The 17,703-nt window shown below is 66.0% G+C and carries 2 protein-coding genes; both read left to right on the plus strand.

Annotated elements, in window-relative coordinates; translation table 11 throughout:
• Window positions 1–261 precede the first annotated feature (261 nt).
• Window positions 262–1,011, plus strand: a complete 750-nt coding sequence (locus AC0WRY_RS12675) for a hypothetical protein (RefSeq protein ID WP_491123176.1) — start codon at window positions 262–264, stop codon at window positions 1,009–1,011.
• A gap of 66 nt (window positions 1,012–1,077) precedes the next feature.
• Window positions 1,078–17,700 (plus strand): leukotoxin LktA family filamentous adhesin, encoded by a 16,623-nt coding sequence (locus AC0WRY_RS12680; protein WP_491123177.1) that lies wholly within the window; start codon window positions 1,078–1,080, stop codon window positions 17,698–17,700.
• Window positions 17,701–17,703: the final 3 nt, after the last annotated feature.

The following is a 17,703-nucleotide window of genomic DNA, read 5'->3' on the forward strand; positions in this document are numbered from 1 at the left end:
ATGCTTAGCGCGATCGGCCGGCGTCCACAATTGATCAAAAAATGCGCTTGTGAATGTTCATTCGCAGCGTTTGGCAGCCCGATACCGTATTCCTACGCCGCCAAAGAGTCGCTGTTTCGAACTTGGTCTCCTCGGTGGCGTCTTGTAGCGCCTTATGGCGTTGCAACATTTTCCGCCTCTGTTGCGGTGAAGGTTCGGGGAAGTCGATTTCGCAGCTACCGATTTTTGAAGCGTTCTTTCAAGTTGTTTCGAAGGTTTTCGATGCGCAAAATCTATCTCGTTCCGGCCGTCGTCGGCCTGCTCACCTCGTTTGCAGCCGGGCCGCTCGCGGCCCAGGGCGCCGTGCCGAAGCAGAAGGCTGCACCGGCACCCAAAGCCGCTGCTGCCGGGGCTCCTTCCGCAGCCGGCACGGCCGTCGCCGCCGGGACGAATTCGGCGGAGGCACCAGGCGCGGACGACAAGATCAAGGCGATCGACGGCTTCCGCTCGGCGAAGTTCGGCATGAACGAGGTCGACGTCCGCGCGGCGATGGCGAAGGACTTCAGCGTCAGGCCCGAGGCCATCAAGGCGCAGGACAATGCGTCCGAGTTGACGCACAGCATCCTGCTGTCGGTTCCCGAGCTGCTGCCGAACGGCGGGACCGCCGAACTCTCCTACGTGTTCGGCTACAAGTCCAAATCGCTGATCCAGGTCGGCGCGGTCTGGTCGAAGGGGACCGACACGGCGATGACGCCGGAGAAGCTGTTCTCCAACGCCAACATCCTGCGCGCCCATTTCATGGGCGAAGGCTTCAAGCCCGACTCCATCGCGGTCAACATGCCTGTCGCCGGCGGCATCGTGATGTTCCGCGGCAGCGACGCCAAGGATCGCTCGGTGATCCTGTTGCTCCAGGGCACGTTCGAGAACAAGGAGAACAACCAACGCATGCTGACGCCGACCAGCCTGCTGCTGTTCTACGTGGCCGACGCCAAGAGCCCCGACATCTTCAAGCTGCCGCCCGGCCAGTTCTGATGCCGGGCGCCGACATTCTCCCACCTGGTTGTGGATCGGCGCCAATGCCGATGATGAGGATCTGACATGCGCGGGCCATCTGCGACGCGAGGCAATGACGAGCTGACGACGCTGCGGAAGCTTTCCCGCTTCCGTTCGATGTCGCTGCTCTGCGCGATGCAGATGGTCTTCCTGCCGGTATACAGCGTTCGCGTCCGGGCGCAGACGGCGAACGTCATCCTCCCGGATGGGCGCACCGGGACCAGCCTTCAGACGTCCGGCAGCGTCACCAATGTCACGACGTCGACGGTCTCGGGCAACAGCGCCTTCAACTCGTTCTCGCAGTTCAGCGTCGGGCAGGGCAACACGGTCAACCTGCAACTGCCGACGGGCACGCAAAATCTCGTCAACATCGTTCGCGACGCGCCGGTCTACGTCAACGGCACGCTGAACTCCTACATGAACGGTGCGATCGGCGGCAACGTCTACTTCGCCGATCCCAAGGGCTTCGTGGTCGGCCGCAGCGGCGTGGTCAATGTCGGCAGCCTCAACGTCTCGACGCCGACGCGCGAGTTCACCGACAGCCTGATCGGCGCGGGCGGGCAGATCAACCAATCGGCGGTCGGCAACCTCATGGCGGGCTCGTTCCCGGTCTCGCCGGATGGCAATATCCGCATCTACGGCCGCATCAACGCCCAGGACGGCGTACGCCTAACCGGGCAGAACGTCTATGTCGGCGGCGCCAGCCAGCGCGACATCGCCAATCTCGACCATGCCGCGAAGTTCGCAGCCTCGGTCAATTCCAGGGGCCTGCGCAGCGCCAGCGCGATCACCGTCAGCAACGGGTCGATCCATATCGGCGCCGTCAGCAACGCGCGCGTCAACGGGCGCCTGACCGCGCACAGCAAGACCGCGACGCCGAGCAACATCACCGTTCAGGCCGGCAACAATATCGATGTCGGCAAGAACGCCAGGCTGAACATCGCGAGCAAGACCGGCGATGCCGGCGAGATCCGCCTGAAGGCGACGCAAAACCTGACCGTGGCGGGCGGCGCCAGGTTCAATGCGAGTTCGAAGACGGGCAACGCCGGTCTCGTGGACTTCAGCGCGAACGGGATCATCGACGTGGGCAGGGGCGTTGCAATCAACCTTGCCGCGCCGAACGGCAAGGCGGGCACGCTGCTGTTCGATCCGACCGACGTGGTGGTCGGCGATGCCGGTCAGGGCGACACCGGCGTGACCTTGTCGAACAGCTCGATCGCGAATGCGCTCGCGGGGCTCAGTGCCGGTGCCGACTACCTCATTCAAGCGGACAACTCCATCACGCTCGCCGCGCATGCGGTGATCGATGCCCGCCGCCTCGATGGCTCCGGCCATTCCACCGGCAACGCCAACAACGTCATCATCGATGCGCCGAACATCGATATCAGGAACGGGGCGCAGATCCTGGCGCAGACGGTCAATTTCGGCGGAACCAACTACGCCGACGGCAACGTCACGCTGAGGGCAACCGCGAGCGACATCAAGCTGTCCGGCCAGGCCACCGCTGCGACGGCGATCACCGTCGACGGCAAGATCACCGGCGGCACCGTCTCGATCACCGCGACGTCGACGGCGGTGTCGAGCTTCCTGGACGGTTCGCTGGCCGGCGATTTCGCGCTCGTCGGCTCGACACTTGCCGCCTCTCTGCTCGGGCTCAATGGCGGCTATGTCGCGGCCAGCGCCACGGCGACCATCAACATCAACAGCCACGCCGACATCAACGGCCGTGGCGACGTCACCATTTCGGCGCATACATCGGAGACCGCCTCGGATCCCGCGATCGCCTCCACCTTGCTCGGCAGTCTCACGCCGGTTGCCGCCGGCGTGGTCGTCGGCAAGATCGACGGCACCGCCACCACCAACGTCGCCTCGGGTGCGACGATCAACGCCGGCGATAACCTCGAGATCAAGGCGCTCAATGATGCGACCATCGCTGTCTCTGCCCTCGCGGCATCGACGAGCGCACAGATCGTCCCGACGGTGGCCTATTCCAAGGGATCGGTGACCACGATCGCCAACGTCGAGAGCGGCGCGCATCTTGCGGCGGGCACGGTGAGCATGAGCGGCAGCACCTTGAAGGTACGCGCGATCAACAACAATTCGTTCTCAACCAGCGCGACGTCGGTTGCTGCACCCGGATTGGGGGCGAGCGGCGCCGTCGGCGGCGCGTTCGCCATCAGCGACATCACGACGTCCGTGACCGCGACGCTCGGCGCATCGCTCGGAACCGATACCGCCAACCGGATGAACGGTTCCGTTCTGGTCGAGGCGACGTCCGACACGACGAGCAATTCCACGATGGCTTCGTCCATCGCCGGCCTGCCGGCGCTGATCGCGGCGATCGAGAGAGGACTGCGTTCCGTCACCGCGCCGACGTCGATCATCCAGGACCACATGTCCTCGCTCGTGCCGCTGAACTTCAATTTCAAGGCCGCAGGCGCGCTTTCCCTGGCCAACAGTACGCAGAGTGCGACCGCTGCGATCGCGCAAAACCCGAGCGGCGGCGCGCCAAGCATCTATGCCAGCGGCAACGTCGCCGTCGCGAGCAACGTCATCGATCGCGGCGTTCGCAGCAACGCGACGGCCAGCGCCATCACGAAGGACGTGGTGTCCGGCGAGAGCACGGCCATCAGCGCGGCCGTCGCCTGGGGCAATTTCACCCACAACTCGAATGCTTATGTCGGCAACGGAACCCTGATCAACGCGGCGAACATCGCCGTTGACGCCACCACCGAATTGCCCATCACCAACACCTGGCTGAAATGGGATGGGCTCGGCGCGGTTCTGAGCCACCTCAACGGCAGTCTCGGCGTCGGGGGCAACATCCTGACCAGCTATGCCAACGCCACGGCGGACGCGGGCGACACGATCGGCATCGCCGGCTCGCTGAACCATTTCGTCGTGAACAACAACACGACGGCGTGGGTCGCCGGCAGCGCGAACCTGACGGCAACCTGCGCCGCGGCGGCCTGCGGCAGTGGCACCGGCTGGTCGGTCGGAATGGACAATGGCGACCTCCACACCTACGACACCAGCATTCAGGTTGCGGCGACCACGACGACCGCGTCGATCGACGCCGCCGGCAATGTCGGTACGCTCGGCTTCCTGACCGGCAACACGTCGGGCGGCTCTTCGGTCGGCGGCGCGCTCAATCTCGTCCAGTTCAACACCAACACCATTGCCGGCGTCTCGGACCGCGCGACGCTCCGGGCGGCGGACGACATCGCCGTCAACGCGATCACGTCGGACCAGTTCGTCGCCGTCGCGCCGTCGTCCGGCAAGGCCGCGGGCGCGCTGGCGCTGAACGGCATTACCTCGCTCGGCTTCCTGAACAACACGACGCATGCGTCAATCTCCAGCCAAGCCACTGTCTATGCCCCGACCGTCAATATCCTGGCACAGCAGGATCTGTCGGTCGTGACACTGGCCGGCGCGATGAGCCGAAACACCAGCGGCGGTTCGGCCGTCGGGTTGGCTGTCGCCTATCTCGGCGCAAACACCGACACCTCCGCCTATATCGGGGACAATCATTCCGACATCCGGCCGGGGCCGTTCAGCGCCGACGATCCGTTTGCCGGCAATGGCGGCGGCAGCGGAGCCGTCAACGTCGACAATCTCACGCTCAGCGCGACCACCTCGGGGCGCATCACGGCAGCGGCCGTCGCAGCATCGATCTCCGAGCCGCAGGCGTCCAGTTTCTCCGACAAGGCGGGCGCTGCCGGGGCAGGCGCGACCGGAGGGGCCGCGGGCGTGGCGACGGCCGCGAGCAAGATCGGCTCGTCCTCGGGATCGAGCACCGAAGGCTTCAGCATCGATCTCGCCGGCAGCTCGTCGATCAGCGACGTCGCACTCGGCACCAGCGCCTATATCAGGAACACGGCGGTCAACAAGTTCACCACGACTGGGACCGTGGTGACCAACACGATCGTCCAGGCGCTGAACGACACCATGCTCAACAATGGGTCCGGCTCCGCGGCGCTCAATCTAGCCGGAGCATCCGCTCAAGGGGCCGCGATCGGCGGCGCGATCGCCGCGGCGATGTCGAACAATGCGACGCTGGCCTATATCTACGGCACCACCCTGAGCGACCAGAGTTCGGTGACGGTGCAGGCGCTCAATGGCGGCTCGGAGACCGTCGTCGCGCTCGGCGTGGCGGGATCGAAATCCAATGCCGCGTCACTGTCGGCCTCCGTCGGCATCGTCACTGACAGTGCCAACGCCTATATCGAGAGCTCGACGGTCACGGGCCAGTCCTCCGGCGTCAATCGCGCGCTCGAGGTCGATGCCTACCAGACCACGAACATCGCGATTGGTGGTGGCTCGCTCTACATATCGGGTGGCCAGGCCGGCGTCGGCATCGGCCTGACCTATGCGTCGGTCGCCGATCCCACGGGCGGCAACGCGACAGATGCGCATATCCGCAGCACGTCAATCTCGAACTACGACACCCTGCTGGTGTTGGCCGACAGCGCCAGCGTGATTGCCGCCGGTGCGGCCTCGGGCGGGGCGGGGTCCAACGGGCTTGCCGGTGCGATCGTCGTCAGCGAGATCGCGCCGACCACGACGGCCTACATCAACAGCGGCGCGACGGTGAACATCAATGTCGGTGGCGTGACGGTGCTGGCCGACAGCGGCGCCGTCTCGGCGCTGGACACCGCGCTCGGCAACCTCGTCAAGAAGTCGAACAACAACCATCTCGCCACCGACACCTGCACGGTCGCTGGCGGCACGGGCGGGCAGAACTGCATCGACTTCAGCGCGGCCGCGCTCAACGACGGCACGGGCAATGGTCCCGGCGCTAGCATCGTCTCCGTTGCGGGTCTCGTCCAGGCCGGCAAGAACAATGCGGGCGCCTCGATTGTCTACAACACCATCGCCACCACGCATTCGGCCTACATAGCCAACGTGCTGATGTCGGCCCCGGGCAATGTCCGCGTCAGTGCGGTCGATTCCTCGAAGATCCAGGCGGTTACGATCGGGTTCGGCCTTGCGACCGGCCAGTTTGCCGGCGTCGGCGGCACAACGATCAGCTCGATCGCCAACACCGTTTCGGCCGCGATCGGCAACAACCTGTCGAGCGCGTCGCAATCCTCCGTCACCGGGCGCAACATATCCGTCAACGCGACCGACAATTCCAGCATCACCGGCACCGCCGCCATTGCGGGCGCCTCGACGCAAGGCAGCGCCGCGGGCCTGGCGCTGGTCTACAGCAGCATCGCCAACAATGTCAGTGCTGGCGTCACCGGCTCCAAGCTGACCGCCTCGGGCAATGTCGGGGTCAACGCGAACTCGAATGCCAGCATTTCGACCGTCGCCGTCGGCATTGCGATGTCCTCGCAGGTGGGCCTCGCCGGCTCGGTCGCCACCAACCTGATGGGGACCAGCGTCACCGCCAGCATCACCGCCGCCGGCGCCAACGGCATCAACGGGGCCGACGTCACCGCCACCAACAATGTCGGCGTGATCGCCGGCAACAACGACAAGGCGGCCGTGTTCGCGGGTGCCTTGTCGATCAGCAAGGGCGCCGCCGGCGGCGCCGGCTCGCTGGTGACCAACCAGATCACCGGAACCACCGCGGCCTATATCACGGGCGCGAACACCAAGGTTGACGCGCTCGGGACCAGCTCCACCGATACGCTGTCGGTCAACAACGGCACGCTGGTCCACGCCTTCGACCTCGGCACCGCCCATGCGCCGACCGACACCACGCCCGATCTCTCCGAGAACCAGGACATCGTCCGCGGCCTTGCCGTGGTGGCGAGCTCGCATCAGGCGGTCGTGACCAACGTCGCTTCGGTCGCCGCGAGCGGCGGCATCTCGATCATGATCAACCCCATCACCAACGTGATGAGCGGGGCGACGCGGGCCTATATCGACAGCGCGGCCATCGACACGCGCCTGGTCTCCTCGACGCTCAAGCCGCAGATCGAAGTGGCGGCGTCGAGCTTCTCCTATTCCGGCGCGTTCGGCGCCGGCATCGGCTACGGCAGCAGTGGCGGCGGTGGTGCGACGATTGTCTCGACGACGATGTCGCGCGAGACCTTCGCCACTATCACCAATGCCACGGTCGGCGGCGTGCAGTCGTCGAGCGAGACGGTCGGCGCCGTCACCGTGAAAGCCAACGCGGAGCAGGATGCGTCCTCGATCGCGATCGGCTTCAACACCGGCTCGGTCGGGCTCAACGTGTTCCAGGCGACGACGGAGGCCTATGTCGACGGCGGCGGGCTGACGGCCTCGTCTCTGACGGTGAACGCCAACAGCAACACCGGCATCTTCTCCGCGAACGGGTCCGGCGCCTATGGCAGCCAGGCCGCGATCGGCGCGGCGTTCCTTGTCCAGGTCTCCGCGAACCGCACGCTGGCCTATGTCGGCGACGAGTTCCACTATGAGGGCGGCAGCGCGCCGCACACGACCGCGCTCAATTTGAGCGGCGCGCTCGACGTCGAGGCCAAGACCAAGAATCGTTTCGAGGCCTATGCGATCGGCGGCGCGCTCTCGACTGGCACGGCGGCGATCGCCGGCATGGCCAACATCGAGGTCGCCAACAATACCACCATCGCCGGTGTGTACGACACCACGCTGCAGGGGGTGACGGGCGGCGCGGCCGGTGCGGTGACGATCAACGCCAACGAAGACGTGGCGATCAAGGAGATCGCCGGCGCGCTTGCTGTGGGCGCAAGCGGGGCAGGGGTCGGCGTCGGCGCCGCGGCCAACGTCATCGTGTTCAAGAGCCGGACTGTTGCGGAGAGCTGGAACAGCAACCTGAATTCGTCCGGGGCGATCAACGTCACCGGGCTCAGCACCAAGGAGGTGCTGTCCTACGCGGTCACCGCCGGCATCGGCGGCAGCGTCGGTATCGGCGCGACCGTCGGCGTCATCATCATCGGCACCAATACCGCCGATGCCGACAGCCAGGGCCAGCAGACCGGCCAGCTGAATCAGAACGGCAACGGCACCATCGCGTCCGTCAACAGCGGCACCAGCAGCACGCATGGCAGCGACGCCGTCGCCAGCGGCACCGCCGGCAATCCGAACAGCGCCAATGTCAGCTCGACCTATGATGTCAGTGGTGTGCTGAGCGGAGGCAGCGATGTCGTCGTCGCGCAGATCGCAGGCGGCCACGTCACGAGCACCACGCAGGTCAACGTCGTTGCGACCAGCGCCAACGCGGCCAAGATGTATCTGCTCGGCGCCGGCTTTGCGAAGAATGTCGGCATCGGTGCCGGCATCGGCTATACCAGCGTCAACAGCACCGTGGTGGCCAATCTGAGTGACTACGGTCGCAACCGCTCCGGCGTGCTGGAGGCGGCGGATACGCCCTTGGTCGTCTCGGCGCCTTCCGTCAGCGTGGCGGCGGCGGTCAAGGACGCCGATACCGGACCTTATAGCGGCAAGACCATCGACACCGAGGCGATCGCCGGTGGTGCGGCGCTTTACTTCGGCGCCCAAGCCGCCGTGGCGGTCGGCAATGTCACCAATACCGTGGCGGCGCTGCTCGGCGGTCAGATCACCGGCACGGGCGGGACCGGCGCTGCCGTCATGGCGCAGGATACTACGACCCAGGTGGTCTTCACGGGCGGTGTCTCCGCCGGTGCTGTCGCCGTCGGCGCTTCGGTCGCGACGGCTAGCCGGACCAGTTCGGTCGCAGCGCGGGTCTTGAACGGTGCCACCATCAGCACCTCGCAATTGTTGGTTGGCGCTGCCGGGGCAGGCACCCTGAGCACGACGGCAACCGCACTCGGCGGCGGCATCGTCGCCGGCTCGGGTGCGGACGCGGAGGCGACGGAGAACTCCTCGGTGCTCGCGGAGATCGGCGCCAGCGCCTCGATCACGACGTCCGCGAGCGGGATCGGCACGCTGGTGTCGGCAGCGATCGCGCCGAATCTGTCGAGCGAGGCGATCGGCGTTTCGGTCGGCGGCGGTGCCGTCGGCGTCGCCATCGCACAGTCCACGGTCGGCGCCACGGTGACGGCCGATGTCGGCGACGGCGTCAGCTTCTCGGGCGGTGCGCTCGACGTGAGCGCCAAGGCGCTGGTTCCGACCAGTGGTACGACGACCTGGGCCAAGGCGCTCGCCGGCGGCGGCGGCTCGCTGATCGGCGCGCAGGGCAGCTACGCCAAGGCGTCGCAGAACGCGACCGTGAGTGCCTATGGCGGGGTGGGGATCAGGCTGCCCAACGCCAACGTGACGATCGAGGCTGAAAACGACAGCGCGCAATACGCCGAGGCGACCGGCCTTTCGACCGGGTTCCTGGCGCTCGGCGCCACCGTCGCGCAGACGTCATCCAGCGCGCACACCTATGCCTATCTGGGCGCGCCTGCGGACATGGATGGCCTCAACCACGGCAATTACACGGGCGTCCTCTGGATCAAGGCCACCGGCACGGATGCCAACCTGTCCAACGCGAAGGTCGGCGCGGGCGGCACCTATGCCGGCGCGGCGGCGGTCGCCACCACCAGCTCGTCCGCGGTGACCAATGCGCGGTTCGACGGCGGTGCGACGGACGACACGCTCTATTTCGGCGGCTTCCGCATCGACGCCAAGCACACCACGAATTACCTCGCGAGCGGCGACGCCTACCAGGCGTCCACGGCCGGCGTGTCCGCCGGCAAGGCGCGGAACGACGTCGACTCCACCACCACGGCGGAGGTCGGACCGCATCTGATCGTCAACTCTGCGGGCGGCGACATCGTCGTCATCGCCAACGACATCGTCAACCAGGCCGGCGGCGGTGCGCGTTCGGGTTCCGGCGGCTCGTTCTCGGGAGCGGCCGCGCTCAGCGAGTCCTATGTGACGCAGACCGTCACCACCAATATCGGCGCCGGCACGGTGTTGAGCCTCAACGACGATCCCAGGACCTCGACCGCGGTGATCAACATCGAGGCCTACAACACGCTGAACACCAACGACACCGCGAGCCTCGCCACCGCCAGCTTCTTCGCCGGCGGCGGTGCCGAATCCAACATGACGGCGAATGCCACGCTCGCGGTCAACATCAACGCCCGCCAGCTGTTCAGTGCCGGCAAGATCTATGTCGGCACGGCGGCGAAGATGGCGGCGTCCAACAATGCCAATGCCAGCCTCTACGGCGCGATCGCGGGCGTCGGCGCCAGCACCAACAGCTGGGTTCACGCCAACCAGTCCGTCAATGTCGGCGCGGGCACGAAGATCGTGGCCTGGCGCGACATCGCCATCTATGCCGGTCTTGCCGGCGACGGCTCGGTCTTCAGCAGCGTGCAGGCGATTGCGACGACGGTGGTCTACAACAACACCGCCATTCCGATCTCGACGCTGTACCGCGGAACGGCCAATGCCGACGACACCACGAGCCTGACGCTCGCGCCCACCTCGAGCGTGCTGGGCGCCCGAAATATCTATCTGGGCGCCACGCAGGGGCAGGTCACGGCCGTCGGCAACGGCAGCAACTACAATCCCTATCTCGATATCTTCAGCGCCAAGAACAGCGACAACCACAGCCACACCAGCGGCACCGGCGATGTCGCGCTCAACGGCCTCGTGGTCGCGGGCATCAACAACGATGTGACCATCACGATCGACCTCGGTGCGAGCACGCCGGCCCTGAGCACGACCAGCCCGTACTCGGCGCTGACGCTCGAATCCGTTGCCGACGTCAATCACTTCAACCCGGTGATGAGCTGGAACCACCAGATGGTCCAGTACACCACCATCGGCAACTTCAATCCCTATCAGCTGGTGGTCAACCAGTTGGCGACGCTGACCGGCCTCTCCGAGGCACAGGTCCGCTCCCAGCTTGCGGCGGCGACGGCGACGAACCCGGCCACGATGTCGCCCTCCGGTACCGATCCGACCGGCGACATCCAGCGCCAGATCGACACGCTGATCAAGCAGGCGCCGTTCACCTCCGACGCGCCCGGCAACGCCTTCGCATTCGGCAACATCCTGGTCTCCGCCGGCAACGTCTCCATCCTGGCGCAGAAGCTGACCGGCAACAGCGGCACGAACCCGGCCGCGCCGGCGGTCATCGCGCGCAGCTCGCCCTTGATCAAGATCGAGAACAAGGGCCTCGACTTCATGAGCCTCGGCAACCTCACGGTCACCGACGTGAGCGGAGGCAACATCACCTACCGCCAGATCGACCATGTCGACCCGGATTCGCACTCCAACGTGACCTTCACCGCGATGCCTAGCGCCTCGCCCGTGATCGACGTCTCGGCCACCTACAACCGCCTGGATCCCGACAGCGGCCAGGGCATCGACCAGAACGGCAACGTGCTGACCCGCACGCCCGACATCTATTTCAACGGAGCCGTCAACAACCCGAACGGCCTGCTCAAGGTCGTCAACAACCTCGGCAGTGTGGTCGCATCGAAGTCGCTCAGCGCTGCGACCGTGCAGATCGTGGTGCCCAAGGGCACGTTCACCTTCCTCGGCGGCATCGGCAGCTTCTACGACAGCAGCAGTGCGGTCACCTCGCAATGGGCGAGCACCGAAAACAGGCCGGAAGACGCGCTGACGGCGGTGATGACGGCGGCGACCTATCTCGGCGCCTATGGCGACTACTACACCGCTCCGCACATCGGCTCGGGAGGCGATCACCCGTACTTCTATTATTGCTGCGCCGACGGCAGCCACGGCATTTATCAGCCCGTCGGCAACGCCGACGCCAGCACGATCTTCACCGCGCGCATGCTGATGACGTATTACGACGGCACCTCGCTCTACTCGGCGATATTCCTGCCGATGGGCCAGGGCGCGCCGGGCAACGGCAATCCCAACGCCGGCAGCGTGCCGAGCGTCAGCACGCTCCAGCAAATCGAGGGGCCGACCAGTCAGGTGATCTCGACTGCGCCGTGGGAGAAGACGACCTACGACGGCCGCAACGTCTACGCTGATAGCGGTCCGTACAAGACGCCGTTCAACTGCGCGGGCTGCTCGGCCTTCTTCCAGGTCATCAACATCCAGCCGGATGCGATCACGCCCAAGACCGCTGAGACACCGGCCACCGTGACGGATACCCGGACCATCAGCGCCCAGGCGGTCATCATTTCGGCCTCGGTGATCAACATCAACGGCACCATCCAGGCCGGCTCGAGCAGCAGTTACTCGGTCAATATCGGCGCCGACGCGGCGCAGCAGGTCACGAATCTCAAGAACAACAGCGCCGCCTTCGCCCAGGCCCAGGCCAACGCGCGGAACGGCAGCTATGTCGACATCTCAGGGGCCAACCTGACGACGTCGGGCACCGGCGATGTCAAGATCGGCGTCAAGTACAACGCTCTCACCGACCAGTTCATGCTGAACGGCGTGGTGCAGGGCGCCGGCGGCTATGTTTATCTGAACGGCAAGATCATCTCGACCTCGACCGACAATACCCAGACCCAGGGCAACATCGAGATCAAGGGCGGCGCCGGCACGATCACGGTCAACAACACGAGCGGGCTTGCGCTCGTCACCAACACCATCAATACCGGCGCCACCGCGCAAAGCGTGGTCGAGATCGTCGACCAGCTCCAGGGCAAGACGACGTGGTATGTCTACGATCCCAAGGCGGCGAGCAACCAGCAGGTCACGAAATACGAGACCAACAGCGTCACTGCGGCCGCGGTCGACCCGTCGATGATCACATCCAGGACTGGTACTGCAGGCATCCAGTACGCGACGCAGGCGAACATGCTCTATCAGTGGGTCGACACCGCGACACTGGATCGCCCGACCAACAGCACGCAGTTCGACTACGGCTGGCACTTCACGCCCAATCAGGCCACCGGGGCGAACTGGACCACCACGACCAGCCTGGTTTCCGGCGTGCAGGGCAGCAACTACCAAAAGGTCACCACTGCGACCGGCAGCTATCACTGGGCTGACGGCGTCGACTCGCAAGGCAATCCCAATCCGCTCGGCACGCATCCGGACAAGTGTTGCGGTGCGGACGCTCAATTCAATTGGTACCAGCAGATCTACGATCATTTGACGCTGACGCTGACCAACACGGTCAAGGCGTCGAATCCGATCAATATCAAGTTCACCGGCGGCGGCAATAGCGACGTCCTGGTCAATTCGACCTCCGGCATCGTCGTGAATGGGTCGATCAACAACCTTCAGGGCACGACGACGCTCAACGCCACCGGCACGAACTCGTCCATCACGGTCGGCGCCAATGCCAACAACCCCGTGATCTCAGGCACGAGCGTGACGCTTCGGGGTGACGGCGGCATCGGCACGCTCGGTGCCAACGGGGCTCCCGTCCAGGTGCAGCTCTATGGCGGCAGCCTGACTGCCAGCTCGATCGACCGCGACATCGCGATCTCGGCCATCGGCGCGCTGTCGATCAACCAGGTGAAGGTGAATTCGGCGGGCGCCACGCCGCAGGGCAACGTCTTCCTCTCGGCGACCGGCGACATCAACTCGGTCTCTGCCTACAACCCCGCCAATCCCGTCGTGACCGGCAAGAACATCGAGATCAACTCCACCTCCGGTGCGATCGGCGCGACGAGCGCCGTCGTCAACGGCGCGAGCACGCTGACCAACATCAATCCGCTGGTGATCCAGGCGACGGGAACGGTTCAGGCCGGCGGTGCCGTCGATGGCGGCGTGCTCGACAGCACTTCTGCCACCGGCACCTACATCATCCAATCCAAGGGCGATTTGCGCCTCGGCACGATCCAGTCGACCGGCGGCCCAGTTTTCCTGGAAGCGGCGGGCTCCGACGGCAACCAGGCCAGCATCCTGAACGGGCGGGCGGCGGTCGGTCTCACCCCGGCGCAGAGCCAGCACCTGCAGGACGTCTGGGCGAGCCTCGACTTGCTCAGCGGCAACGCGGCCACCAACGCCGTCAACAGCTACCAGTCGATGGTGACGTCGGCCTACAACGACTATTTCCAGCTCAAGAACATCGCGTTCCCCAACGGCAGCACCTACGCCCCGACCTCGGTGGGGCTGACCGTGCTGCGGGCGCAGGTCGCCGCCAAGCTCGGCATCGATCCTGCCAACGTCACGGCGACCCAGATGAAGACCGAGGCCACGACGCGGTTCCTGCGGGATCAGTTCCTGCTCGGCAAGATCACCACCGACGAGCTCAAGAGCTCGCTGACGACCTTGCTCGGAACCGCTCCGGCTGATCCGCTGGCGACGCTGTTCGGCAGCTCGCTGTCGACGACGCTGTTCACCAAGCTGTTCGACGGCGTTTCGACGGCCAACCAGCGCTTGCCGAGCAACACGGCGCTGCAGACGGCGCTGAACACCTATGACGCGAGCTACAGCTATGCGCTGGCGTCGACCGAGCGGGTCTACAGCATCATCACCGCGGGTTCGCAGTGGACGCAGAGCCAGCTCGCCTACACGGTGTCGTCGTCGGCCGTCGGCGCGGCGCCGCCGCCGATCGACGACAACGTCATCGCCAATGTCAGCGCGAACCAGATCATGCTCTACGCGCCGCGCGGCTCGGTCGGCAATTCGGCCGCGCCCCAGACCTTCACCTTCACCAGCGTCGACTCCTCGTCGCTGACGCCGGAGCAGAGGGCATTGCTGGCGACGGCCGGTCCCGGCCAGCTCACCGTCGGCGCGGTCACGGACCCGACGACCCATGTCACGACCTATACGGTCAGCCTGTCGCAGCAGAACCTGGTCGTCGTCGACAATCCGATCGCGATCTCGGCCAAGGCGCTGACCAACATCTATCTCGGCAGCAAGAACAGCCTCGCGCTCGGCGGCGTCACCGCGAATTACGGCCCGATCACGGCCGCGCAGGCCAACGGCATCCAGGTGACCGGTCGCGGCGACGTCAAGCTCGATGCCGTCACCAGCATCTCCGCCAATGTGGGCGGCGCCGTGATCTCGGGCGACATCGCCAACCTGACCCTGATCGCCGAGCGCGGCAATGTCGGGGCTCCCTCGGGAACCGCCGGAAGCAATCCCGCCAACAATTCCAACGCGCTTCAGATCGCCTTTGCCGATCCGAGCCACGACCAGCTCGACCAGGTCTCGTCGGCGCAGGGCATCTATGTGAAGCAGACCACCGGCGATCTCATCCTCGGCAACATCTCCGCCGGCAATGCGATCCAGCTGGCTGCGACCGGCAGCATCTATGCCGAGGCCGATTTCACGGACCGCAGCGCGATCCATATCCTCGGCACCGACCTCGATCTGCGCGCGGGCGCCAGCATCGGCTTCAATGGCGGCGCCTTCCAGCCGCTGCAGGTGAACATCTCCGGCGCGGTGACCGGCTCGGCGGTGGGCGACCTCAGCCTCCTCGCGGTCACCGGCGATCTCGCGGTCGGCAGCAGCGGCAGCTATGGCACGCTGACGGCCGGCGGTGCGATGACGCTGAACGTGGCGCGCGGCGCGCTCACCATCAACACCAGCATCAGCAGCGACGGCCTGATGCAGTTGCTCGCCAATCGCGGCATGATTTTCGCGGCCGGCACCAGCGCGGCGCCGGTGGTCGCGACCAGCAGCACCGCCGGGGTGACGCTGGTGGCCGCGACGCTGTCGATGGGCGCCTATTCCGCCATCAACGCGCCCGGATTGATCTCCGTGACGACCACGGGCGATGCGACGCTTGGCCAGTTGAATTCGTCGCTGTCCTACGCGGCCGCCTCGAACACCCCGTCGATCATCGTCACCGCCGGCGGCGTGGCCTCGCTCGGCGCGATCGTCGACAATGGCGACGGCCAGACCAAGTTCATCGCGTCGGGCGCGGGCGCCGAAGTGTCGCTGAGCGCATCGAACGGCATCGGCAGCGCGACGGGCCGGTTCACCGCCGACGCCACGCGGTGGTCGGCCAGTGCGAGCGCCGGAAGCATCTACCTGAAGGCGCTGACCGACGCCGAAGTGAGCCTGCTGTCCGCGGTGAAGGGCAGCGTGGACATCATCGGCACTGCTGGCCTGACGCTCGACCAGGTGCTGGCAGGCACCGCGACCGGCGCGAGCGGCAGCTTCAGCGCCGTCGCGAACAACGGCAGCATCGTGATCGGCACCGCCGACAGCAGCGGTTCGCAGACGGTCCACGCAACGCAGAACGTGACGTTCAAGTCACTCGCGACCACCGGAGCTGCCGGCGACGTCGGCAACATCAACGTCACCGCCGACAGCGGCTTCATCCTGGCGCAGACGGTGACGTCGGGCGGGGCGACCACGCTGGGCTCGGTCTCGGCCCATGGCTCGGCGAGCCTGCTGGCCGCCACGACCATCACCGGCAACACGCTCGCCGCCACGACCGGCTCCGGCCTGCTGACCGCGGGCGGCGGCCCGATCAACTGGAACACGCTCAACGTCGGAACCACGCTGGGCATGACGGCGGGGCAGGGCAGCATCATGGTCCAAACCGCCCAGAGCGGCGGCACGCAGACCATCCGCGCCCGCGACAACGTGACGTTCAACGCGCTGACGGCGACGGGCATCAATGGCGATGCCGGCAGCATCAACGTCACCGCCGACAGCGGCTTCATCCTGGCGCAGACGGTGACGTCGGGCGGGGCGACCACGCTGGGCTCGGTCTCGGCCAACGGCTCGGCGAAGCTGATCGCCGCGGGCACCAACACCGGTCGTAACCTCACGGCCTCGACCGGCAACGCGGTGCTCAGCGGAACGGTCGTTCATTGGGACAATCTCAACGTCGGCGGCACCCTCGACGTCACCGCGACGACGGGAGGGATCACCGTCGGCACCGCCATCAGCGGCGGCACGCAGACCCTGCACGCGGTGAACGACATCGTCTTCAGCCAGCTCACCACGACGGGCATCCCGGGCGATGCCGGCGACCTCGAGGTCAAATCCGACAGGGGCTCGCTCCGCGGTGGCTCGATCTCCGCGAACGGCGCCACGCGTTTCGACGTGGCCGGATCTGTTTCGTTCGACCGGATCAGCGGCGACGTCGTCAAGATGACCTCGTCGGGTGACCTGACGATCGCCTGGGTCAGCGTCGTGAGGGAGCTCGACCTCGCGGCCGATACGATCAACGTCAAGGGCGAGCAGATCCGCTCCAACCCGGCCGTTCCGTTGATCCTGAACATCACCGGCTATAACGGCGGCGTCGCCAAATATGCCAACATCTCGATCGATCCCGACAGCATCATCATCAACCAGTTCAAGGTGGTCGACGCGACCTTCTGGACGGATGCGCCGGCGGTTTCGATCCTGAACGGCTATGTGCCGGGCCAGCTCATGCTGACCACGGCGACCCAGCAGGTGCTGCTGAACAACCGCACGCCGGCGCCGTCCAATTGGCCGACGCTGCAGCTCTACCAGCCCGGCGGCGTGTTCACGATGAGCCAGGTCGGCAACGCCAATGTCAGCAATGCCTATGTGGTGTTCTATACCGGCGACATCTCGGCGACCGTCACCAATTACGGTCCGACCCATACCTGCTGCAACGATTTCACCGGCGCGAGCATGATGCGCAACATCTCGGTCGATGGCGAGGGCAAGGAGAACATCGAGAGCTGGCTCGCGAAGAAGGACAGCGGGACGTTCTACCTGCTCGGCCTCTCGGGCCAGGCGCGTCTCGACGCGCTGCTGACGCCGCGGCCGGTCGAGACGATCGGCTCCGGTCCCGCGGTCAACATCGAGGGCCTCAGCGACATGCGCAAGCTGCGGCAGAAGGGGCAGCGTGCGGGCCGCGCGGGCTGGAAGGACGCAAGCGCGCAGACGGCGAAGCCGGCCGTGAGCCGTCTCGCGGAGGCGTGGTAGAGA

Source organism: Bradyrhizobium sp. T-12 (genome assembly GCF_058314695.1).